The organism is Micromonospora halophytica, from assembly GCF_900090245.1.
In the GTDB taxonomy this organism is placed as follows: Bacteria; Actinomycetota; Actinomycetes; order Mycobacteriales; family Micromonosporaceae; genus Micromonospora; species Micromonospora halophytica.
Genome location: NZ_FMDN01000002.1, coordinates 13,795 through 35,730 on the forward strand (window position 1 = coordinate 13,795; position 21,936 = coordinate 35,730).

Genomic DNA, 21,936 nt, shown 5'->3' on the forward strand with positions numbered 1-21,936 from the left:
CGGCGTCAGCCGACCGCGCCCTCCATCTGGAGCTCGATCAGGCGGTTGAGCTCCAGGGCGTACTCCATCGGAAGCTCCTTGGCGATCGGCTCGATGAAGCCGCGCACGATCATCGCCATCGCCTCGTCCTCGCTCAGGCCACGGCTCATCAGGTAGAAGAGCTGGTCGTCGCTGATCTTGGAGACGGTCGCCTCGTGCCCCATCGCCACGTCGTCCTCGCGGATGTCGACGTACGGGTAGGTGTCCGAGCGGGAGATGGTGTCGACCAGCAGCGCGTCGCACTTGACCGTGCTCCGGCTGTGGTGCGAGCCCTCCAGCACCTGCACCAGACCCCGGTACGAGGTGCGGCCGCCACCCCGGGCGATCGACTTCGACACGATGGTCGAGGACGTGTGCGGGGCCGCGTGGACCATCTTCGCGCCGGCGTCCTGGTGCTGGCCCTCACCGGCCATGGCCACCGACAGCACCTCGCCCTTGGCGTGCTCGCCGGTCATGTAGACCGCCGGGTACTTCATGGTGACCTTGGAGCCGATGTTGCCGTCGACCCACTCCATGGTCGCGCCCTCGTGGCAGACGGCACGCTTGGTGACCAGGTTGTAGACGTTGTTCGACCAGTTCTGGATGGTCGTGTAACGGCAGCGGGCGTTCTTCTTGACGACGATCTCCACCACCGCGCTGTGCAGCGAGTCGGAGGAGTACAGCGGAGCGGTGCAGCCCTCGACGTAGTGCACGTAGGCGCCCTCGTCGACGATGATCAGCGTCCGCTCGAACTGGCCCATGTTCTCCGTGTTGATCCGGAAGTAGGCCTGCAGCGGGATCTCCACGTGCACACCCTTCGGCACGTAGATGAACGAGCCACCGGACCACACCGAGGTGTTCAGCGCCGCGAACTTGTTGTCGCCGACCGGGATGACCGTGCCGAAGTACTCCTTGAACAGCTCCTCGTGCTCCTTGAGCGCGGTGTCGGTGTCCAGGAAGACGACGCCCTGCTCCTCGAGGTCCTCACGGATCTTGTGGTAGACCACCTCGGACTCGTACTGCGCCGCGACACCGGCGACCAGGCGCTGCTTCTCCGCCTCGGGGATGCCCAGCCGGTCGTAGGTGTTCTTGATGTCCTCCGGCAGGTCCTCCCAACTGGTGGCCTGCTTCTCGGTGGACCGCACGAAGTACTTGATGTTGTCGAAGTCGATCCCGGTGAGGTCGGCGCCCCAGGCCGGCATCGGCTTGCGGCCGAACAGCCGCAGGCCCTTCAGGCGCAGGTCGAGCATCCAGGCCGGCTCGTTCTTCTTCGCCGAGATGTCCCGCACCACCGCCTCGCTGAGGCCACGCTGGGCGGCGGCCCCGGCGACGTCGGGGTCGGCCCAGCCGTACTCGTAGCGACCGAGGGCGGCGAGCTGCTCTTCCTGGGTCAGGGGCTGGACGATCTGCTCGGTCATCTATCTGTCCTCACAGTGGTGACGGTGGTACCGGACTGGGCACGCGGCTGGGCCGGGATGTGCGTGGTGCACACCCCGTCGCCGTGCGCGATGGTGGCCAGGCGCTGCACGTGAGTGCCGACCAGGCGGGAGATGACCGCGGTCTCGGCCTCGCACAGCTGGGGGAACTCGGCGGCCACGTGCGCCACCGGGCAGTGGTGCTGACAGAGCTGGCCGCCGGAGGCGATCGTGGACGCGTTGGCAGCGTAGCCCTCGGCGGTGAGCGCCCCCGCGAGCGCCTCCGCCCGCGCCAGGGGCTCGTCGCCGGCGTCCTCCATCGCGGCCCGGCAGCGGGCCTCCAGCGCGGCCACCTGCTCGGCGGCGAACTCCTGCACCGCGTCGGAACCGCCGTTGCGGGCGATCCAGCGCAGCGCGGCGGTGGCCATGTTGTCGTAGTGGTGCGTGCCGCAGCGGACCCGGGCGGCGTCGGTCAGCAGGAACACCTTCGCCGGGCGACCCCGACCCCGACTGCCCCGCACCACCTGCTCCCGGGCGACCACGTCGCCGTCGGCGAGCATCGCGTCCAGGTGCCGGCGGATCGCGGCGGGGCTGAGGCCGAGCGCCGAGCCGAGCTGCGCGGCGGTGGTCGCCCCCCGCTCCAGCAGCAGCTGGGTGACCCGGTCCCGGGTGGAGAGATCGGCGGACGCGGCCGGAGACAGCTCCAGCTCGGCGCGTCCGGCGCCGCGCCGCGACCTGGAGCCGCCGGCGACCGGGGCGGCCGCCGGCAGGTGCTCCGAGAGCGCCGCCGCGTTTTTCACAACGCCAACGTTACGTAATTCGCCCAAGGCCCGCAAACCCGGGTCCCGGTGATCCCCGACACCGGGGCGGCGGAGTCACCCGATCGGGCTCCACTACACGCCGTAGGATTCGCTGCGTGAAGGCATCCGACCGGTTCCCGGTGTCCACCACCCTGCTGCGCCGCCTCGCATACGCCTCGATCGTGGCGAACGTGGCCATCGTCGTGACCGGTGGGGCCGTCCGGCTCACCGCCTCCGGCCTGGGCTGCCCGACCTGGCCCCGGTGCACCGACGCCTCGTACACCACCACGCCCGAGATGGGCGTGCACGGGATGATCGAGTTCGGCAACCGACTGCTGACCTTCGCCGTCGGGATCATCGCCCTCGCCGTGGTGCTGGCCGTGCTGCTGCACCGCCCGCGCCGGCGCGGGCTGCTGCCGCTCGCCGTGGCGGTGCTGTTCGGCATCCCGGCGCAGGCGGTCATCGGCGGGATCACCGTGCTGACCAACCTGAACCCCTGGGTGGTCGGGCTGCACTTCCTCGCCTCGATGGTGGTGATCGCGGCCGCGTACGCGCTGTGGCGGCGGATCAAGGAGCCGGACGGGCCGGCGGTGGCCGTGGTGCCCGGCCCGCTGCGTACCCTCGCGCTGCTCACCACCGTGGTCAGCGCGTCGGTGCTGGTGGTCGGGACGTGGGTGACCGGCAGCGGCCCGCACGCCGGCGACGGCGGCGCGGCCCGCAACGGCCTGGACCCGGAGCAGATCTCCCAGGTGCACGCCGACGGGGTGTTCCTGCTGATCGGGCTCTCCGTGGCGCTGGTCTTCGCGTTCCAGGCGGTCGGCGCCACCGCCGCCGCCCGGGCGGCGGTGGTGCTGGTCGCGGTGGAGCTGGGTCAAGGCGTGATCGGCTTCGTGCAGTACTTCACCGACCTGCCCGCGCTGCTGGTCGGCGCGCACATGCTCGGCTCCTGCCTGGTGCTGCTGGCGACCCTGTCGGTGCTCTGGTCGACCCGCGAGCGCCGCCCGGCCCCTCCCGCTCCCGCTCCCGCAGCCACCGCGACGGCCGACCGCGTACCCGCCGTCGCCTGACCCACCAGCACCTCGCCGCGAGGTCGCCGATGTGGCGGTGTCCGCGCCGCTCCGACACCGCCACATCGGCGACACAGAGTCGATCAAGGCCGACCTGATCAGCGCCGTCCGGCTGCTCGGCGCGCCGCCCGCCCTCCGAGCGCCGCCGTCAAGGCGGGCCGCCGGAAGTCAGGTCGCCTGACGGGACAGGTGGGCGACGATCGCGTCGGCGAGGCGCTCGGGGGCGCCGTCGGCGTACCCGAGGAACAGGGACGGCTCGGTCAGCTCCAGCTCCACCAGGACGGGCGTGCCGTCCGCGCCGGGGATGAGATCCACCCGGGCGTAGAGCAGGCGCTGCGACCCGCCGGGGACCGCCGACAGGACCTGCTCGGCGACGGCCAGCTGCTCCGGCGTCGCGGTACGGGCGGTGATCTCCTCGGGCTTGTAGAGCCCTTCCACGCCGAGGTCCGGGCCGTCCAGCATCGGGCCCTTGCGGATCGCGTGGCTGTAGGCCAGCCCCTGCGGACCGGCCAGGAAGAGCAGCGCCGTCTCCCCCGCCGTGTCCACGGCGGTCAGGTACGGCTGGACCATGGTGACCCGGCCGGCCGCGGAGAGCCGCCGCACGTGTGCCGCGGCCAGCTCGCGGTGCTCCGGGTCGGCGAGGTCGTACCGGCCGGTGTCCTGGCTGCCGGCGCTGACGGCGGGTTTGATGACGTACTCGCCGGAGTCCGCGGGCGGCGTCCAGTCCTGCCCCGGCTCGACCCAGCCGGTCGGCACGGTCGGCACCCCGGCGGCGGCCAGCTCGCCCAGGTAGCGCTTGTCGGTGTTCCAGCGCACCACGTCGGCCGGGTTGACCAGCTGCGGCACGCTCTCCGCCCAGGCCACGAACTCGTCGCGGCGCAGCGCGTAGTCCCAGGGCGAGCGGAGCACGACCAGGTCGTACGCGGCCCAGTCGACGTCCGGGGTGTCCCAGACGGCCGCCTCGACGGTGACGCCGTGGGCGGCCAGCGGGGCGAGCACGAGCCGGTCGTCCGGGTCGAGGTCGGCGAGCCGGTCGCAGGTGACGAGAGCGACCCGGGGTTCCCCCCGGGTCGACTGGTGGTGGTGGGTCAATTTATGTCAACGGGCCATCGTGCGCCGGGCCATCGACCGCCAGAGGTCGTTGCTCGGGCGCATCTGGTCCATGAGCTCACGCTCCCAGGCGTTCTCGACGGTGACTCCCGCCTTCGCGCACGCCTGGCGTGCGACGACGGTGTCGTCCGCGAACTGGTCGGCCCACGCGCCGTCCTCGCCGACGAGGACGATCCGCGCGCCACGCTTGCCGACGTACTCGATGACCGCCTTCGCGCCGCCGTGCCCGGCGGCGAACGACCTGATGCCGGAGACCAGGCCGTTGGGGGCCTGCTCCGCGGTCTGCTCAGCCGTCAGCGTCGTATCGGAACCATCTGCCATGACGCGAAGCCTAAGCAGAGAGCCACCCGTTGGTGCGAGAACGATGAACCTTTTGTGATGCCAATTACCTACGGGTTTAAGGAAGACCACAGGTAATTTGCCCTGACAAGTCGTAAAGGGTGGGACAAACCGGGCGGCCCGGATCGCCCTAATGCGTCCAACTTGAGTCGATGCCGCTCAGGGTGAAAAAGATTCCGGAAATTGATGTTCAGCGAGGCCGCAGGCGTGACGAACGGCACGCCGGGGCGGCACGGTGTGACACCGGGCCACACCGTGCCACCTTCGGGTGTCAGATCAGCGCGTCGACCGCGACAGCGGCGAAGAGGATCGTCAGGTAGGTGGTCGACCAGTGGAACAGCCGCATCGGCTTGACCGCCTCGCCCCGCCTCACCCGGCGGCACAGCTTGTGCGCCTCGACCAGGAAGATGCCCCCCACCACGAGCGTCGGCACACCGTAGATCGGGCTCATCCCCATCGGCCAGAGCGCCAGCGAGGTCAACACGGTGAGCCAGGCGAAGACCAGGATCTCGGCGTTGACCCGGCGGGCCGAGGCCACCACCGGCAGCATCGGGATGCCGGCCCGCGCGTAGTCGTCCTTGTACTTCATGGCCAGCGGGTAGAAGTGCGGCATCTGCCAGAAGAAGACCACCGCGAAGAGCGCCCACGCCTGCGGCGCGAGCGAACCGGTGACCGCCGCCCAGCCGATCAGCACCGGCGCGGCCCCGCAGGCACCGCCCCAGAAGGTGTTCGCCGTCGTGGTGCGCTTGAGCCAGAGCGTGTAGACGAGGTCGTAGTAGGCGATCGCGGCCAGGGTCAGCCCGGCCGCCAGCAGATTGGTGAACGCCACCATCAGCGCCGTCGACACCGCCGCCAGCACCAGGCCGAAGATCAGCGCGTTACGCGGCGACACGGTGTGCGCCGGCAGCGGGCGGCGCTTGGTACGCCGCATCAACTGGTCGATGTCCCGGTCGATGTAGCAGTTGAGCACGCTCGCCGCGCCGGCGGCGAGCGAGCCGCCGATCAGCACCACCGCCACCAGCCAGAGCGACGGCATGCCACCGTCCGCGAGCATCATCGCCGGCACCGTGGTCACCAGCAGCAGCTCGACGATCCGCGGCTTGGTCAGCGCCACGTACGCGGCGACCACCGCCCGGACGTCGCGGCGCGGTTTCGCCGACTCCTCGGCCACCGTGCGCACCGGCGGCTGCCCGGCAGAGTTGCTGACGGGGCGCTCGGTGATCATGCTCACGGATTGCCACCTTCCGGCTTCGGCAGGGGGATCGGGTCGGCCGGACCCGACTGGGTCCACACACCGCCCCACACACTACGCGCTGTCGTTTTGGCTGCCCGGGCGACCCGACAACGGTGCGAGCCGTCACACCTGGCGACCGAACGGTCCCGGCGTCCGACACGTACCCGTCGGCGTGCAGTGATCCCCGGGCGGAGGTTTAGGGCCGCTCGATAGGGTCACTGGTGAGGGTTCCGCCCATCTGCCGAGGAGCACAACCATCGTGGCTGCCAACCGTCCCGAGCACTCCGCTCTCAACTGGTCCGACCTCGACCGCAGGGCCGTCGACACCGTCCGCGTGCTGGCCATGGACGCCGTGGAGAAATCCGGCAACGGTCACCCGGGCACCGCGATGAGCCTCGCGCCCGCGGCGTACCTGCTCTTCAACCGGGTGATGCGGCACAACCCGGCCGACCCGAACTGGCCCGGCCGGGACCGGTTCGTGCTCTCCGCCGGGCACTCCAGCCTGACTCTCTACATCCAGCTCTTCCTCTCCGGCTACCCGCTGAGCCTGGAAGACCTGAAGTCGCTGCGGCAGTGGGGCTCGCTGACCCCGGGCCACCCCGAGCACGGGCACACCCCCGGCGTCGAGACCACCACCGGCCCACTGGGCCAGGGCATGGGCAACGCGGTGGGCATGGCGATGGCCGCCCGTCGCGAACGCGGCCTCTTCGACCCGGAGAGCGAGCCCGGCGCGTCGGTCTTCGACCACGACATCTGGTGCATCGCCTCCGACGGCGACATCGAGGAGGGCATCAGCCACGAGGCCAGCGCCCTCGCCGGCCACCAGCAGCTCGGCAACCTCTGCGTGATCTACGACGACAACGAGATCTCGATCGAGGACGACACCCGGATCGCCAAGAGCGAGGACGTCGCGGCCCGCTACGAGGCGTACGGCTGGCACGTGCAGACCGTCGACTGGCGCGCCGGCGACGCCGACCAGGGCGACTACCACGAGGACGTCGAGGCGCTGTACCAGGCGCTGCTGGCCGCCAAGGCGGAGACCGACCGCCCCTCCTTCATCGCGCTGCGCACCATCATCGGCTGGCCCGCCCCGAACAAGAAGAACACCGGCAAGATCCACGGCTCGGCGCTCGGCGCCGACGAGGTGGCCGCCACCAAGCAGATCCTCGGCTTCGACCCGCAGCAGAACTTCGAGGTCGACGAGGAGGTCCTCGGCCACGCCCGGCTGGTGATGGGCCGGGGTGACGCGGCCCAGCGGCAGTGGCAGCAGGCCTTCGACGCCTGGGCCGGCGCCAACGCCGAGCGCAAGGCGCTCCACGACCGGATGGCCGGCCGGGTGCTGCCCGCCGGCTGGGCCGACGTCCTGCCGACCTTCCCGGCGGACGCCAAGGGCGTGGCCACCCGGGCCGCCTCCGGCAAGGTGCTGGAGGCGCTCGCCCCGGTGCTGCCGGAGCTGTGGGGCGGCTCGGCCGACCTGGCGGAGAGCAACAACACCACCATGAAGGGCGAGCCGTCGTTCATCCCGGCCGCGCACGCCACCAAGGACTTCCCCGGCCACGAGTACGGCCGCACGCTGCACTTCGGCATCCGTGAGCACGCCATGGGCGCGATCCTCAACGGCATCGCCCTGCACGGCGGCACCCGCCCGTACGGCGGCACCTTCCTGGTGTTCAGCGACTACATGCGCCCCTCGGTGCGGCTCGCCGCGCTGATGAAGCTGCCGGTGGTCTACGTCTGGACGCACGACTCGATCGGCCTCGGCGAGGACGGCCCGACCCATCAGCCGGTGGAGCACCTGACCGCGCTGCGCGCCATCCCCGGCCTGGACGTGGTCCGGCCCGCCGACGCCAACGAGACCGCCTGGGCCTGGCGGCAGGCGCTGGAGCACACCGACCGGCCGACCGCGCTGGCGCTGAGCCGGCAGGCGCTGCCGACGCTGGACCGTACGCAGCTCGGCGGTGCCGAGGGTGTCGCCAAGGGCGGGTACGTGCTGGCCGAGGCGTCCAACGGCAAGCCGCAGGTGATCATCGTCGGCACCGGCTCGGAGGTGCAGCTCTGCCTCACCGCCCGGGAGCGGCTGGAGGCCGACGGCACCCCGACCCGGGTCGTCTCGATGCCCTGCCAGGAGTGGTTCCACGCGCAGGACGAGGCGTACCGGGAGTCGGTGCTGCCGCGCGGGGTAAAGGCTCGGGTGAGCGTGGAGGCGGGCATCGCGATGTCCTGGCGCGGCGTCGTCGGGGACCTCGGCGAGAGCGTGAGCCTGGAGCACTACGGGGCGAGCGCGCCGCACACCGTGCTCTTCGAGCAGTTCGGGTTCACCCCGGACCGGATCGTGGCGGCGGCTCACGCGTCGCTGGCCCGGGTGGGCGACATCACCGGTTTCACGACCGGCAACTGAGGGGAGCGTGGACGGCATGACGACGGACAGGCTGAGCGAACTCACCGCCGCGGGCGTGGCGGTCTGGCTCGATGATCTCTCCCGGGTACGACTGAGCTCCGGCGGGCTGGACCAGCTGCGCCGCGAGAAGCACGTGGCCGGGGTGACCACGAACCCGACCATCTTCGCCAAGGCGCTGAGCGACGCCGACGAGTACAACTGGCAGCTGCGGGACCTGGCCACCCGTGGCGTGGAGGTCGAAGAGGCCGTCCGCATGCTCACCACGTACGACGTGCGCTGGGCCTGCGACGTGATGCGCCCGTCGTACGACAAGAGCCACGGCGTCGACGGCCGGGTCTCCATCGAGGTGGACCCCCGGCTGGCGCACGAGACGGAGCGGACCGTCGCCGAGGCCAAGGCGCTGTGGTGGCTGGTCGACCGGCCGAACCTGTTCATCAAGATCCCGGCGACCGAGGCCGGCCTGCCGGCGATCACCGCGACCCTGGCCGAGGGGATCAGCGTGAACGTGACGCTGATCTTCGGCCTGGACCGCTACTCGCAGGTGATGGAGGCGTTCCTCGCCGGGCTGGAGCAGGCGAAGGCGAACGGTCACGACCTGTCCAGGATCGGCTCGGTGGCGTCCTTCTTCGTCTCCCGGGTCGACACCGAGGTCGACAAGAGATTGGACCGGATGGCCGGCGAGGCTTCCGACGCCGCGGGCAAGGAGCGCGCGCTGGGGCTCAAGGGGCGCGCCGCCGTCGCCAACGCCCAGCTCGCCTACGAACGCTACGGCCAGGTCTTCTCCTCGGACCGCTGGCAGGCCCTGGCCGACGCGGGCGCCCACCCGCAGCGGCCGCTCTGGGCGTCCACCTCGACGAAGAACCCGGAGTACCGGGACGTGATCTACGTCGAGGAGCTGATCGCCCCCGGCACGGTCAACACCATGCCCGAGTCGGTGATCCACGCGTACGCCGACCACGGCGAGACCCGGGGCGACACCATCACCGGGTCGTACGACGCGGCGCGCACGGTCTTCACCGACCTGGAGTCGGTCGGGGTGGACATGTCCGACGTGATCGCCACCCTGGAGCGCGAGGGCGTGGAGAAGTTCGAGGCCAGCTGGCTGGAGCTGCTCGACGGCGTGACGAAGTCGCTGGTCGAGGCGGCGAAGGGCACCGGCAGGCCGAACCGGGCCGCCAAGGGCGACGCACAGGCCGCCGAGCAGGCCGGGGGCAACGCGTGACGTTGGGCGTCGGACGCGCCGCGGGGTTCCGCCCCGCGGCGCGTCACGCCGTCGCCCGCCCGGCCCGGTGGCCGCATGAGTGACCTGACGGCCGAGCCGGCGGTCGCGGCCGCCGGGTTGGCCGTGCACGGCGCGGACGCCGTCGACGGCGCCACCCGGCTGCGGGAGGACCTGGTCGGTCGGGGCCTGCCGGCGCGGCTGGCCGGCAAGGACCCCGCGCTGTGGGGGCCGGACGCCGAGCCGACGGCGCGCCTGCGGCTGGGCTGGCTGGACACCCACCGGCGCAGCCGGGAGCTGCTCCCCCAGCTCGCCGAGCTGACGGCGGAGCTGGCCGACCTGGACCACGTGGTCCTCGTCGGGATGGGCGGCTCGTCGCTGGCCGCCGAGACCATCGTCCGTACGCTGGGCCGGCCGCTGACCGTGCTCGACACGACCGACCCGGGACGAATCCGGGCGGTGCTGGCCGACCGGCTGGAGCGCACCGTGGTGGTGGTCGCCAGCAAGTCCGGCGCCACCGTGGAGACCGACAGCCACCGCCGGGCGTACTGGCAGGCGTTCCTGGACGCCGGGATGGGCGAGGCCGAGGCGGCCCGGCACTTCGTGGTGGTGACCGACCCGGGTTCGCCGCTGGAGGCCGTCGCCCACGAGATGGGCGCGGTGGTGCTGCCCGCCGACCCGGAGGTGGGCGGCCGGTACGCGGCGCTGACCGCCTTCGGCCTGGTCCCGGCCGCGCTGGCCGGGGCCGAGGTGACCGCCCTGCTGGACGACGCCGAGGCGTTCTCGGCGTCGCTGGGCCGGGACGCGGACAATCCCGCCCTGGCGCTGGGCGCGGCGCTGGGCGCGGCGGCCACCGGGGGCCGGGGCACGGTCGCCCTGGTCGGCGACGGCACCGGCCTGGACGGCCTCGGTGACTGGGCCGAGCAGTTGCTGGCCGAGTCGACCGGCAAGGCCGGCACCGGCATCCTGCCGGTGGTCGTGGAGTCACCCGTGGCACCCGGCGTCGCCGGGCCGGACGTGCTGACCGTCAGCTACGGCGGCGCCCTGGCCGCCGGAGACGTCCCCGGCGGCGGATGCGCGCCGGACCTGGCGGTGAACGGTCCGCTGGGCGCGCACTTCCTCGCCTGGGAGTACGCCACGACCGTCGCCGCGACGGTGCTCGGTGTCGACCCCTTCGACCAGCCGGACGTCGCCGCGAGCAAGGAGAACACCCGGCGGATCCTGGAGTCCGGGCCACCGACGCAGACACCGTCGCGCACCGAGGGCGCCATCGAGGTGTACGCCCCACCGGGCGCCCCCGCCGACCTCGACGGCGCGCTGCGGCACCTGCTCGACGGGGTGGACGTCGCCGGTCACCTCGCCGTGACGGCGTACCTGGACCGGGTCGCCGACGCCGACGCGGCGGAGCTGCGACCGCTGCTGGCCCGGACGCTCGGGCGGCCGGTCACCTTCGGGTGGGGCCCCCGGTACCTGCACTCCACCGGGCAGTACCACAAGGGTGGCCCGCCGGTCGGCAGCTATCTTCAGCTCACCGGGGCGGTGGACGTTGATCTGCCGGTGCCGGGACGGCCGTACTCCTTCGGAGAGTTACAGGCGGCACAGGCCACCGGCGACCGGCAGGCGCTGATCGAGCGGGGCCGACCGGTGCTGCGGCTGCACCTGACCGACAGGGCGGCCGGGCTGGCCCAGCTGCGGGATGCGATCGGACGATGGCGGGCGTGACGATGGACGACATGGACCAGACCGAGCGAGGAGGCGGCGTGAATCCGCTGCGCGACGCGCAGGACCGACGACTTCCCCGGATCCCGGAGCCCTGCGCTCTGGTGATCTTCGGGGTGACCGGCGACCTGGCGCGCAAGAAGTTGCTGCCGGCGGTCTACGACCTGGCCAACCGGGGACTGCTGCCCCCCGGATTCGTGGTTCTGGGCTTCGCCCGGCGCGACTGGGGTGACGGCGACTTCGAGTCGCTGGCCCACGAGGCGGCGCGGAAGCACGCCCGTACACCGTGGCGGGAGGAGGTGTGGTCGCGGCTGGCCGGCAACATCAAGTTCGTCGGCGGCTCGTTCGACGACGACGCGGCCTTCGACAAGCTCGCCCGGACACTGGACGACCTGCGCGCCAGCCACGGCATCCACGGCAACGCCGCCTTCTACTTCTCCATCCCCCCGACCGCCTTCCCCGTGGTGCTCAAGCAACTCGCCCGCACCGGCATGGCCGACAACGAGAAGTGCGGCGGCTGGCGCCGGGTGGTGGTGGAGAAGCCGTTCGGGCACGACCTGCCGTCGGCCAAGGAGCTCAACGACCTCGTCGACGACGTCTTCACCCGCCAGGACGTCTTCCGCATCGACCACTACCTGGGCAAGGAGACGGTCCAGAACATCCTCGCCCTGCGGTTCGCCAACAACCTCTTCGAACCCCTGTGGAACTCCAAGTACGTCGACTCGGTGCAGATCACCATGGCCGAGGACGTCGGCATCGGCACCCGGGCCGGGTTCTACGACTCGGTCGGCACCGCCCGCGACGTGCTCCAGAACCACCTGCTCCAGCTGCTCGCCCTGGTGGCGATGGAGGAGCCGACCAGCTTCGACGCCGACGAGATCCGGGCCGAGAAGCTGAAGGTGCTCAAGGCGATCACCCTGCCCAGGGACATCTCCCGGGGCACCGTACGCGGGCAGTACCTGCCCGGCTGGGTCGGCGGTCAGCGGGCGGTCGGCTACCTGGACGAGGACGACGTGCCGGCGGACTCCACCACCGAGACGTACGTCGCCGTCGAGCTGGGCATCCAGAACCGCCGCTGGGCGGGGGTGCCGTTCTACATCCGCGCCGGCAAGCGGCTGCCGCGCCGGGTGACCGAGGTGGCCGTCATGTTCAAGAAGGCGCCCCACCTGCCCTTCAACCCGGCCGACATGGAGTCGCTGGGCCCCAACCAGCTGGTCATCCGGGTGCAGCCGGACGAGGGCGTGGTGCTGAAGTTCGGCTCCAAGGTGCCGGGCACCACGATGGAGGTCCGCGACATCGCGATGGACTTCCAGTACGGCGAGGCGTTCACCGAGTCCAGCCCCGAGGCGTACGAGCGGCTGGTGCTGGACGTGCTGATCGGCGACCGGACCCTCTTCCCGGACGCCGCCGAGGTCGAACAGAGCTGGGCGGTGGTGGACCCGCTGGAGCACGCCTGGGCGGGCACGAAGCCGGAGCCGTACCGGGCCGGCGAGTGGGGGCCGCGGGCGGCCGACGAGATGCTGGCCCGCGAGGGCCGCGCCTGGCGGCGGGCGTGAGCGGCCACCGCCGGACGGCGGCCGTGGACAGTCGAAGCGAGCGGACCGGGAGGCTCCAGTGATCGGCCTGTGGGACACCACCGGCAACGAGGTGGTCAAGGCGCTCGCCGCGGAACGGCGCAGCGCGGGTGGGGTGGCCAGCGGCATGGCCCTCACCCTGATCGTGGTGGTGGACGAGAAGCGGGTCCGCGAGGCGGAGGCCGCCGCGACCATCGCCGCGGCGGCCCACCCGTGCCGGCTGCTGGTCGTCGTCCGCACGGACGTCGAGCGGGAACGCAACCGGCTGGACGCGGAGATCGTCGTCGGCGGCCGGCTCGGCCCCTGCGAGGCCGTGGTCACCCGGATGTACGGGCGGCTGGCGCTGCACGCCGAGTCGGTGGTGATGCCGCTGCTGGTGCCGGACGTCCCGGTGGTCACCTGGTGGCACGGCGAGCCGCCGCAGGAGATCGCCACCGACTTCCTCGGCGTGGTGGCCGACCGGCGGATCACCGACTCCGCGCAGGCCGCCGACCCGCTCGAGGCGCTGCGGCAGCGGGCCCGGGACTACGCCCCGGGCGACACCGACCTGGCCTGGACCCGGATCACCCCGTGGCGCACCCTGGTCGCCGGGGCGTTCGACACCACCGGGGCCCGGGTCACCGACGCGACGGTGGTCGCGCCGCGCGCCGACCCGACGGCGGCGCTGATGCGCGGCTGGCTGGCCGCCCGGCTCGGCGTCGACCCGCAGTGGCAGCACACCGACGAGCACCCCCGGATGCGTGAGGTGCAGCTGCGCTGTGCCAACGGCGACGTGCTGACCCTCACCCGTACCGACAGCCTGGCGGTCTTCCGGCGTACCGGTCAGGAGGACCGGACGCTGCCACTGGTGCGCCGCCCACTCGGCGACGAGCTGGCCGAGGAGCTGCGCCGACTCGACGCCGACCAGGTGTACGCCGAGGCGCTCGGCGCCGCGGCCGGGCTGTCCGGCCTCGACCAGCGCCCCGCCCAGCGGGTGCACGTCTGGAAGGACCCGGCGACCGCGCGGCGCGCCGAGGCCGGGGTGACCGCCCACGCGGGCACCAGCGCCGGCAGTTGACCGCCGTGGTGTGGGTGGGAGCCGTCCGGCCGCCACCCACACCGACGGGCGGGCGAGGGCCCGCGACCCACGGGCCGACCGGCCCCCGGGCACGACGAACAGGGACCGCGTGGACGCGGTCGGGAGACGAAGGCACAACACATGAGTGAGGCGAGTGTCGCCGTCCACGCCGATGCCGACCTGCTGGCGCAGGCGGTGGCGGCCCGGCTGGTGGTGAAGCTGCTCGACGCGCAGGCGGAGCGGGGCCAGGCCGCCGTGGTGCTGACCGGCGGGCGGATCGCCGCGGCGGTCTACCGGGCGGTGGCGGCGCTGCCGGCCCGGGACGCGGTCGACTGGTCCCGGGTGGACGTCTGGTGGGGCGACGAGCGCTTCCTGCCGGCCGGTGACCCGGAGCGCAACGAGACGCAGGCGCGGGCCGCGCTGCTGGACGCCGTACCGCTGGACCCGGCCCGGGTGCACCCGATGCCGGCCTCGGACGGCCCGGCCGGGGCGGACCCGGAGGCGGGGGCCGCCGCGTACGCCCAGGAGCTGGCCCGGGCGGCCCGCCCCGGGCACGCCACGCTGCCGCACTTCGACGTGCTGATGCTGGGCGTCGGCGAGGACGGGCACGTGGCGTCGGTCTTCCCGGAGCACCCGGTGCACCACGACAACCGGCCGGTCAGCGCCGTGCGGGGCAGCCCGAAGCCGCCGCCGCTGCGGACCACGCTCACCCTGCCGGCGATCAACACCGCCGAGGAGGTCTGGCTGGTGGCCAGCGGCGCGGACAAGGCCCGGGCGGTGGGCATGGCCCTGGCCGGCGCAGGGCCGGTGCAGCTGCCGGCGGCGGGCGTGCAGGGTGTCACGCGTACCCTCTGGCTGCTGGACCGGGCGGCGGCGGCCGACGTGCCGCCACGCTCGCGCAGCCTGCGCTGAGAAGACAGCACGGAGCCCCGGCCCCCCAGCGGGAGGACCGGGGCTCCGGCGTCTCAGTCGCGGCCGCGACGCCGGCGCAGCGCCGCGAGTGCCTCGGCCAGGATGGCCTCCCCCTCCGCGTCGCTGCGCCGCTCCTTCACGTAGGCCAGGTGGGTCTTGTAGGGCTCGGGGCGGGCCCGGCCGGGCGGGTTGTCGGCGTCCCGGCCGGCGGGCAGGCCGCAGTGGGGGCAGTCCCAGAGGGTGGGGACGTCGGCGTCGAGCGCCATCCGGATCTGGGTGGCGTGCGAGTTGCGGCACCAGTAGGTCACCGCGTGGCGGGGCGCCAACTGGTAGCGCTCGGCGGGGCGCTCCGGGGCCGAACCGACCCGTGCGCCCCGGATGATGTTGACACTCGGCACGGCTGCTCGTTCCTGTCCGTCGGAGGGGACCACCACCCGGAGGGGAGGGCGGCGGCGACGCGGTGCACAAAAATCTGCGCGCGGTCCGTAACGGACCGCGCGCAGATTGTACGCCGAGACTCCGACGGGATCAGGCCCCGCTGCTGAGCTGGAGCCGGAGCCAGAGGCCCAGCCCGACAATGCAGGCGAACCAGACGATACTCACCAGGACGGTGTAGCGGTCCAGATTCTTCTCGGCCACCGACGAGCCGGCCAGGCTGGAGCTGACCCCACCGCCGAACATGCTCGACAGACCGCCGCCCTTACCGCGGTGCAGCAGGATCAGCATGGTGAGCAGAACGCTCGTGATGACCAGCAACACGATCAACGTGTATGCGAACCAGATCGGCATGGCTGGGGTCAGTCCTCTCGTTACGATCCTCGCCCGGGCAGATCGGGCACGGCGGCACCGACCGGTGGACGGGCGGAGTCAAGGATAGCGAGCGATCAGCGGGCCGTGTGCTCCGGGAACCGGCAGATCTTCGCGAACTCCTCGGCATCCAGGCTGGCGCCGCCGACCAGGGCCCCGTCCACGTCCGGCTGGGCCATGATCGCCGCCACGTTCGAGGACTTGACCGATCCGCCGTAGAGGACCCGGACCTGGTCCGCGGTGCCCTGGTCGAAGGTCTCGACCAGCCGCTTGCGGACCTCGCCACAGACCTCCTGGGCGTCCTCCGGGGTGGCCGTCTTGCCGGTGCCGATTGCCCAGACCGGCTCGTACGCCACGACGACCTTGGTGACCTGCTCGGCGGTGAGCCCCTTGAGGGCGCCGTCGAGCTGGTCGCAGCAGTGCGGCACGTGCCGCATCTGCTCCCGGATCTCCAGACCCTCACCGATGCAGAGGATCGGGGTGAGCCCGTTGGCCAGCGCCGCCGCCACCTTGGCGTTGACGATCGCGTCGTCCTCGTAGTGGTACGCGCGCCGCTCGGAGTGCCCGACCACCACGTACGTGCAGCCCAGCTTGGCCAGCATCGCACCGGAGACGTCCCCGGTGTAGGCGCCCGACTGGTACGGCGACAGGTCCTGCGCGCCGTAGCCGATCAGCAGCTTGTCGCCGTCCACCGCGGTCTGCACTGTACGCAGGTCGGTGAAGGGCGGCAGGACCACCGTCTCGACGTCGGTGAGCTGCTTCTCGGTGAGGCTCGCGGCCAGCTTCTGCACCAGCAGGTTGGCCTCGAGGTGGTTGAGGTTCATCTTCCAGTTGCCGGCCATCAACGGCCGGCGGCTGACGCTCGCCATCACTTCTCCAGGGCCGCGATGCCGGGGAGGGTCTTGCCCTCCAGGTACTCCAGGGACGCGCCGCCGCCGGTCGAGATGTGCCCGAAGGAGGACTCGTCGAGGCCCAACGCACGGACCGCAGCGGCGGAGTCACCGCCACCGACCACGCTGAACGCGTCGGCCTTGGTGATCGCCTCGGCGACCCCACGGGTGCCGCCCGCGAACGCCGCCATCTCGAACACGCCCATCGGGCCGTTCCAGAAGACGGTCTTCGCCTGCGAGAGCGCGGCGGCGAAGCCGGCCACCGTCTCCGGGCCGATGTCCAGGCCGAGCCGGTGGCTGGGGATGCCGTCGGCGGGCACCGTGTCGTGCGCGGCGTCCGGGGCGAAGGCGTCCGCGGCCACCACGTCGACCGGGAGCATGATCTTGCCCTCGGAGCGCTCCAGCAGGTTGCGGCAGGTCTCGACCATCTCCTCCTCCAGCAGCGAGGTGCCCACCTCGTGGCCCTGGGCCTTGAGGAAGGTGAAGCACATCCCGCCGCCGATGAGCAGCCGGTCGACCTTCGGCAGCAGGGCCTCGATGACCGCCAGCTTGTCGGAGACCTTGGACCCCCCGAGCACCACCACGTACGGGCGCTCCGGCTCGCCGGTCAGCTTGGAGAGCACCTCCACCTCGCGCAGGACGAGGCGGCCGGCCACGCCCGGCAGCCGCGCCGGCACGTCGTACACGCTGGCGTGCTTGCGGTGCACGGCGCCGAACGCGTCGTCGACGTACACCTCGCCGAAGGCGGCGAGCTGGTCGGCGAAGGCGCCCCGCTCGGCGGCGTCCTTGCTGGTCTCCCCCTTGTTGAAACGGAGGTTCTCCAGCAGGGCGACCTGGCCGTCGGCCAGGCCCTCCACGGTGGAGCGGGCCGAGTCGCCGACGGTGTCGGAGGCGAAGCTCACCGGCGCGCCGAGCAGCTCACCGAGCCGGCCGGCGACCGGGCGGAGGCTGAACTGCGGGTCCGGCGCGCCCTTCGGGCGGCCCAGGTGCGAACAGACGACCACCCTGGCACCGGCCTGGACCAGCGCGCCCAGGGTCGGCAGGACCGCGCGGATGCGGCCGTCGTCGGTGATCTCACCGGTCTGCTTGTCGAGTGGGACGTTCAGGTCGGCGCGCACGAGCACGCGCCGACCCGACACCCCCTCGGCGAGCAGGTCGTCGAGGTTGCGGATGCTCACCGAGCTAGGCCTCCGTTCGTGACTGCGGGGCTCGCAAGCTCACTCCTCGCACTCACAGCGAGCTACCCACCAGCTTGACCAGGTCGACCAGGCGGTTGGAGTAGCCCCACTCGTTGTCGTACCAGCCGACGACCTTGACCTGGTTGCCGACGACCTTGGTCAGCGGCGCGTCGAAGATGCAGGACGCCGGGTCGGTGACGATGTCGGCCGAGACGATCGGGTCGTCGTTGTAGGTCAGGAAGCCCTTGAGCGGGCCCTCGGCGGCGGCCTTCATCGCGGCGTTGACCTCGTCCACCGTGGTCTCCCGGTTGACGTTGACCGTCAGGTCGGTGGCCGAGCCGGTCGGGATCGGCACGCGCAGCGCGTAGCCGTCCAGCTTGCCCTTGAGCTCCGGCAGCACCAGGCCGATCGCCTTCGCGGCGCCGGTCGAGGTCGGAACGATGTTCAGCGCGGCGGCCCGGGCCCGACGCAGGTCCTTGTGCGGCGCGTCCTGCAGGTTCTGGTCCTGGGTGTACGCGTGGATCGTCGTCATCAGGCCGTGCTGGATGCCGAACGTGTCGTGCAGGACCTTCGCCATCGGGGCGAGGCAGTTGGTGGTGCACGAGGCGTTCGAGATGATGGTGTGCTTGGCGGCGTCGTACTGCTCGTGGTTGACGCCCATCACCACCGTGACGTCCTCGTTCTTCGCCGGGGCGGAGATGATGACCTTCTTGGCCCCGCCGTCGACGTGCGCCTTCGCCTTGGTGGCGTCGGTGAAGAAGCCGGTGGACTCGATGACGACGTCCGCGCCGACCTCGCCCCACGGCAGCTTCGACGGGTCCTTCTCCGCGTACGCCTTCATGGTCTTGCCGCCCACGGTGATCTCGTCGGCGGTGGCCTTGACCTCGTGCGGCAGGCGGCCCAGGATGCTGTCGTACTTGAGCAGGTGGGCGAGAGTCGCGTTGTCGGTCAGGTCGTTGACCGCCACAACCTCGATGTCAGCGCCGGACGCCAGCACTGCCCGGAAGAAGTTACGGCCGATCCGGCCGAAGCCGTTGATGCCAACCCGGATGGTCACAGGTCCCATCTCCTCGCGTTCTGGTCCGCCGGCGTAAGACCCGGACCGGCGGAGGTGTGTGCGCCGACCGTTGGAGCCGGCCGTTGACGGTTCATCTCGGCCACCCCGCCGCGGCCCTGGAGGACCTGACCGCCCGAGGCGGTGAACACGGCGAGGGATGCCTGTGCCGGCCCCCTTGCCGTACGCAGCGACCCTATCCGAGCGTGCCGCGCCGTGCAGCGTCGGGTGGTGACCCCACTCGCGCCACCGGCCCTCACCGTCCTATCAGACCACGAGCATGTCCGGCGTGACTGCCGCTTCCGTATCCGGGATGCCCAGGTCACGGGCGCGCTTGTCGGCCAGCGCCAGCAGCCGGCGGATCCGGCCGGCGATGGCGTCCTTGGTCAGCGGCGGGTCGGCCAGCGCGCCCAGCTCCTCCAGCGAGGCCTGCCGGTGCTCCAGGCGCAGCCGCCCGGCCGAGGTGAGGTGGTTCGGCGCGTCGTCGGCGAGGATCTCCAGCGCCCGGGTCACCCGGGCGGCGGCGGCCACCGCGGCCCGCGCCGACCGGCGCAGGTTGGCGTCGTCGAAGTTGGCCAGCCGGTTGGCGGTGGCCCGCACCTCGCGGCGCACCCGCCGTTCCTCCCAGGCCAGCACGCTGGAGTGCGCGCCGATGCGGGTGAGCAGCGCGGCGATCGCGTCGCCGTCCTTGACCACCACCCGGTCCACCCCGCGCACCTCACGGTTCTTGGCGGTGATGCCGATCCGACGGGCCGCACCGACCAGGGCCAGCGCCGACTCCGGGCCCGGGCAGGTGATCTCCAGCGCGCTGGAGCGGCCCGGCTCGGTCAACGAACCGTGCGCCATGAACGCGCCACGCCACGCCGAGACCGCGCAGCACACGTTCGCCGCCACCACGTGCGGCGGCAGGCCCCGCACCGGACGGCCGCGCACGTCCAGCAGGCCGGTCTGCCGGGCCAGCGCCTCGCCGTCCTTGACCACCCGGACGATGAAGTGGCTGCCCTTGCGCAGCCCGCCCGAGGCGAGCACGTGGATCTCACTGGGATAGCCGTACACCTCGGCGATCTCCCGGCGCAGCCGCCGGGCCACCGCCCCGGTGTCCAACTCGGCCTCCACCACCACCCGACCGGAGACGATGTGCAGCCCGCCGGCGAAACGGAGCAGCGCGGCCATCTCCGCCCGTCGGCAGCAGGGCTTGGGCACGTCGACCCGACTCAGCTCGTCCTTGACCGCAGCCGTCATCGCCATTGTGCGCCCCTCCACGGACCGGTACCGGCGTGTCGCCGGTGATTACGTACGTGCTTAACGATCGGCGCCCAGGACAGGCACCAGCGCGGCGCCAAGGGCGGCAGGGTCGTGCCGGGCAGAGCCGTCGTCGACGGCGACGGGGGCGAGCACCAGCCGGGCACCCAGCGATTCTGCCGCACGGGCGACCGGTTCGGGATCACCCACCGCCTTCGAATCGGCCAGCACGAAGTCGACCGTGAGCTGCGGAAGGTACCAGTGCAGGGCGGCCAGGTGGTCGGCGACGGAGAGCCCGAGGGTCTCCTTCTCGACCGCCAGGTTGAGGGTGACCAGCCGTCGGGCCGGGCTGGCGACGATCGCGGCGGCCAGCCCCGGCACCAGCAGGTGCGGCAGCACGCTGGTGTACCAGCTGCCCGGGCCGAAGATCAGCCAGTCCGCCTCGCCGACGGCGGCGACCGCCTCGGCGCAGGCGACCGGGGCGTCCGGGTTGAGCCGCAGCGACTCCACCCGGCCGGCGGTCACCGCGACCTGGTGCTGCCCGCGTACGGTGCGGACCTCGCCGGGGCGTCCCGGGTCGGCGCCGCGCACCCGGGCTTCGATGTCGACCGGCTGGGGCGACATCGGCAGCACCCGGCCGACCGCGCCCAGCATCGCCCCGGCGTGCTCCAGCGCGGCCACCGGGTCGCCGAGCTGCTCCATCAGGCCGCAGAGCACCAGGTTGCCCACCGCGTGCCCGGTCAACCCGTCCCGGCCGTCACCGGCGAAGCGGTGCTGGAACAGCCCGGCGCTGCGCCGGGTGGCCGGGTGGTCGCCGGCCAGCGCGACGAGGGCCTGCCGCAGGTCGCCCGGGGGCAGCCCGCCGCGTTCGGCCCTCAGCCGCCCGCTGGAGCCGCCGTCGTCGCCGACGGTGACCACGGCGGTGATGTCCAGGTCGAGTTCTCCCGTGCAGTGCCGCAGCGCACGCAGCGAGGCGGAGAGGCCGTGCCCTCCGCCGAAGGCGACCACCTTCGTCGCCGCCACTACTCCCGCCCCAGGTCCCGGTGCTGAGCGTTGGCGGCGAGCCCGGACTGGCGCAGCCGGCCGGCGAGCTCCTCGGCGATGGCGACACTGCGGTGCTTGCCACCGGTGCAGCCCACCGCCACCGTCAGGTAGCGCTTGCCCTCCCGCTCGAAACCTGCGGTGGTGGCGCCCACCAGGTCGGCGTACGACGACACGAAGGCGTCCGCCCCCTCCTGGCCGAGCACGTACGCGCTGACCGCCTCCTCCCGCCCGGTGTGCTCGCGCAGCTCGGGCACCCAGTACGGGTTGGGCAGGAACCGGGCGTCGAGCACGAAGTCGGCGTCCGGCGGCAGGCCGTACTTGAAGCCGAAGGAGATCACCGTCACCCGCAGCCGGCGGGCGTCCTCGCCGCCGAACAGCTCCTCGACCCGGCGGCGGAGCTGGTTGACGTTGAGGTGGCTGGTGTCGATGATCACATCGGCCTGGTCGCGGGCCTCCTCCAGCAGGCCGCGCTCCACCGCGATGCCGTCGGCCAGCCGCCCCTCCCCCTGCAACGGGTGCGAGCGCCGCACGCTCTCGAACCGGCGGATCAGCACCTCGTCGTCGGCGTCGACGAAGATCACCCGGGGCGAGAAGCCGCGCTCCTTCAGCTCCCGGATCGCGCCGGCCAGGTCGGTGGAGAAGGCCCGCGAGCGCACGTCGAGCACCATCGCGGTACGCCGGGCGGCCCCGCCGGCCTTGACCGCCAGCTCGGCCATGTCGAGCAGCAGCGCCTGGGGCAGGTTGTCCACCACGTAGTACCCGACGTTCTCCAGCGCCCGGGCGACCGTGCTGCGGCCACCGCCGGACAGGCCGGTGACCACCACCAGCGAGGTGTCCGACTCCGCCGTCGCCGTGCCGT

20 protein-coding genes are annotated in these 21,936 nt (G+C 72.3%); 7 read left to right on the forward strand and 13 right to left on the reverse strand.

The annotated features are described in order from the left end of the window. Nucleotides 1-5: 5 nt before the first annotated feature. Both sufB and GA0070560_RS02765 read right to left on the reverse strand, forming a co-directional pair. Nucleotides 6-1,436, reverse strand: a complete 1,431-nt coding sequence (gene sufB, locus GA0070560_RS02760; RefSeq protein ID WP_091290968.1) for a Fe-S cluster assembly protein SufB — start codon at nt 1,434-1,436, stop codon at nt 6-8. Further along, entirely contained in the window at nt 1,433-2,233 is an 801-nt protein-coding gene (locus tag GA0070560_RS02765) for a helix-turn-helix transcriptional regulator (protein WP_091290971.1), read from the reverse strand. The genes sufB and GA0070560_RS02765 overlap by 4 nt, the downstream gene beginning before the upstream one ends. A gap of 116 nt (nt 2,234-2,349) precedes the next feature. On the opposite strand from GA0070560_RS02765, the gene GA0070560_RS02770 reads away from it, so the two are divergent. Continuing rightward, entirely contained in the window at nt 2,350-3,300 is a 951-nt protein-coding gene (locus GA0070560_RS02770) for a COX15/CtaA family protein (RefSeq protein ID WP_091290972.1), read from the forward strand. A 168-nt stretch (nt 3,301-3,468) separates the two neighbouring features. On the opposite strand, the gene GA0070560_RS02775 is transcribed toward GA0070560_RS02770, so the two are convergent. From GA0070560_RS02775 to GA0070560_RS02785, 3 genes are all read right to left on the reverse strand, one after another. Then, nucleotides 3,469-4,392, reverse strand: a complete 924-nt coding sequence (locus GA0070560_RS02775) for an ATP-grasp domain-containing protein (protein ID WP_091290975.1) — start codon at nt 4,390-4,392, stop codon at nt 3,469-3,471. A 6-nt stretch (nt 4,393-4,398) separates the two neighbouring features. Then, nucleotides 4,399-4,731 (reverse strand): hypothetical protein, encoded by a 333-nt coding sequence (locus GA0070560_RS02780; protein WP_091290978.1) that lies wholly within the window; start codon nt 4,729-4,731, stop codon nt 4,399-4,401. Between the two features lie 289 nt (nt 4,732-5,020). Beyond that, nucleotides 5,021-5,980, reverse strand: a complete 960-nt coding sequence (locus GA0070560_RS02785; protein ID WP_091290981.1) for a heme o synthase — start codon at nt 5,978-5,980, stop codon at nt 5,021-5,023. A 262-nt stretch (nt 5,981-6,242) separates the two neighbouring features. Here GA0070560_RS02785 and tkt point away from each other — a divergent pair, with 262 nt between their 5' ends. The 6 genes from tkt to pgl all read left to right on the forward strand — a co-directional run bounded on the left by tkt (nt 6,243) and on the right by pgl (nt 14,862). Continuing rightward, nucleotides 6,243-8,381: a transketolase gene (tkt, locus tag GA0070560_RS02790; RefSeq protein ID WP_091290984.1), complete on the forward strand. Its 2,139-nt coding sequence runs from the start codon at nt 6,243-6,245 to the stop codon at nt 8,379-8,381. 16 nt (nt 8,382-8,397) lie between these two features. Then, on the forward strand, nt 8,398-9,603 hold the full coding sequence (gene tal, locus GA0070560_RS02795) for a transaldolase (protein WP_091291880.1): 1,206 nt from the start codon (nt 8,398-8,400) through the stop codon (nt 9,601-9,603). 75 nt (nt 9,604-9,678) lie between these two features. Continuing rightward, the gene (locus GA0070560_RS02800) at nt 9,679-11,322 is read left to right on the forward strand and encodes a glucose-6-phosphate isomerase (RefSeq protein WP_091290988.1); all 1,644 of its coding nucleotides are present in this window, start codon (nt 9,679-9,681) and stop codon (nt 11,320-11,322) included. A 2-nt stretch (nt 11,323-11,324) separates the two neighbouring features. Next, nucleotides 11,325-12,875 carry a glucose-6-phosphate dehydrogenase gene (gene zwf / locus GA0070560_RS02805; RefSeq protein ID WP_091290991.1) on the forward strand — a complete coding sequence of 517 codons (1,551 nt, stop codon included), beginning with the start codon at nt 11,325-11,327 and terminating at the stop codon, nt 12,873-12,875. A gap of 58 nt (nt 12,876-12,933) precedes the next feature. Beyond that, the gene (locus GA0070560_RS02810; protein ID WP_091290994.1) at nt 12,934-13,950 is read left to right on the forward strand and encodes a glucose-6-phosphate dehydrogenase assembly protein OpcA; all 1,017 of its coding nucleotides are present in this window, start codon (nt 12,934-12,936) and stop codon (nt 13,948-13,950) included. Nucleotides 13,951-14,091: 141 nt separating this feature from the next. Continuing rightward, entirely contained in the window at nt 14,092-14,862 is a 771-nt protein-coding gene (gene pgl / locus GA0070560_RS02815) for a 6-phosphogluconolactonase (RefSeq protein WP_091290997.1), read from the forward strand. A gap of 53 nt (nt 14,863-14,915) precedes the next feature. Here the strand turns inward: pgl and GA0070560_RS02820 are convergent, their stop codons facing one another. From GA0070560_RS02820 to rapZ, 8 genes are all read right to left on the reverse strand, one after another. Next, nucleotides 14,916-15,260, reverse strand: a complete 345-nt coding sequence (locus GA0070560_RS02820; RefSeq protein WP_091291001.1) for an RNA polymerase-binding protein RbpA — start codon at nt 15,258-15,260, stop codon at nt 14,916-14,918. A 130-nt stretch (nt 15,261-15,390) separates the two neighbouring features. Further along, nucleotides 15,391-15,651: a preprotein translocase subunit SecG gene (gene secG, locus GA0070560_RS02825; protein ID WP_091291006.1), complete on the reverse strand. Its 261-nt coding sequence runs from the start codon at nt 15,649-15,651 to the stop codon at nt 15,391-15,393. 95 nt (nt 15,652-15,746) lie between these two features. Next, the gene (gene tpiA, locus GA0070560_RS02830; RefSeq protein WP_091291010.1) at nt 15,747-16,538 is read right to left on the reverse strand and encodes a triose-phosphate isomerase; all 792 of its coding nucleotides are present in this window, start codon (nt 16,536-16,538) and stop codon (nt 15,747-15,749) included. After that, nucleotides 16,538-17,737 (reverse strand): phosphoglycerate kinase, encoded by a 1,200-nt coding sequence (locus GA0070560_RS02835; protein ID WP_091291013.1) that lies wholly within the window; start codon nt 17,735-17,737, stop codon nt 16,538-16,540. Before GA0070560_RS02835 ends, tpiA begins: the two co-directional genes overlap by 1 nt. 52 nt (nt 17,738-17,789) lie before the next feature. Then, entirely contained in the window at nt 17,790-18,794 is a 1,005-nt protein-coding gene (gene gap / locus GA0070560_RS02840; protein ID WP_091291016.1) for a type I glyceraldehyde-3-phosphate dehydrogenase, read from the reverse strand. 264 nt (nt 18,795-19,058) lie between these two features. After that, complete coding sequence (whiA, locus tag GA0070560_RS02845; RefSeq protein WP_076467662.1) at nt 19,059-20,039, reverse strand: DNA-binding protein WhiA; 981 nt, start codon at nt 20,037-20,039, stop codon at nt 19,059-19,061. Between the two features lie 54 nt (nt 20,040-20,093). After that, nucleotides 20,094-21,056 carry a gluconeogenesis factor YvcK family protein gene (locus GA0070560_RS02850; protein WP_091291018.1) on the reverse strand — a complete coding sequence of 321 codons (963 nt, stop codon included), beginning with the start codon at nt 21,054-21,056 and terminating at the stop codon, nt 20,094-20,096. After that, nucleotides 21,056-21,904, reverse strand: a complete 849-nt coding sequence (rapZ, locus tag GA0070560_RS02855; protein WP_424090594.1) for an RNase adapter RapZ — start codon at nt 21,902-21,904, stop codon at nt 21,056-21,058. Before rapZ ends, GA0070560_RS02850 begins: the two co-directional genes overlap by 1 nt. Nucleotides 21,905-21,936: the final 32 nt, after the last annotated feature.

Excerpts from the sequence above, each read along its gene's own strand:
- sufB (WP_091290968.1), bottom strand. The coding sequence starts at position 1,436 with ATGACCGAGCAGATCGTCCAGCCCCTGACCCAGGAAGAGCAGCTCGCC.
- GA0070560_RS02780 (WP_091290978.1), bottom strand. The coding sequence starts at position 4,731 with ATGGCAGATGGTTCCGATACGACGCTGACGGCTGAGCAGACCGCGGAG.
- tal (WP_091291880.1), top strand. The coding sequence starts at position 8,398 with ATGACGACGGACAGGCTGAGCGAACTCACCGCCGCGGGCGTGGCGGTC.
- GA0070560_RS02800 (WP_091290988.1), top strand. The coding sequence starts at position 9,679 with ATGAGTGACCTGACGGCCGAGCCGGCGGTCGCGGCCGCCGGGTTGGCC.
- zwf (WP_091290991.1), top strand. The coding sequence starts at position 11,325 with ATGGACGACATGGACCAGACCGAGCGAGGAGGCGGCGTGAATCCGCTG.
- pgl (WP_091290997.1), top strand. The coding sequence starts at position 14,092 with ATGAGTGAGGCGAGTGTCGCCGTCCACGCCGATGCCGACCTGCTGGCG.
- secG (WP_091291006.1), bottom strand. The coding sequence starts at position 15,651 with ATGCCGATCTGGTTCGCATACACGTTGATCGTGTTGCTGGTCATCACG.
- tpiA (WP_091291010.1), bottom strand. The coding sequence starts at position 16,538 with ATGGCGAGCGTCAGCCGCCGGCCGTTGATGGCCGGCAACTGGAAGATG.
- whiA (WP_076467662.1), bottom strand. The coding sequence starts at position 20,039 with ATGGCGATGACGGCTGCGGTCAAGGACGAGCTGAGTCGGGTCGACGTG.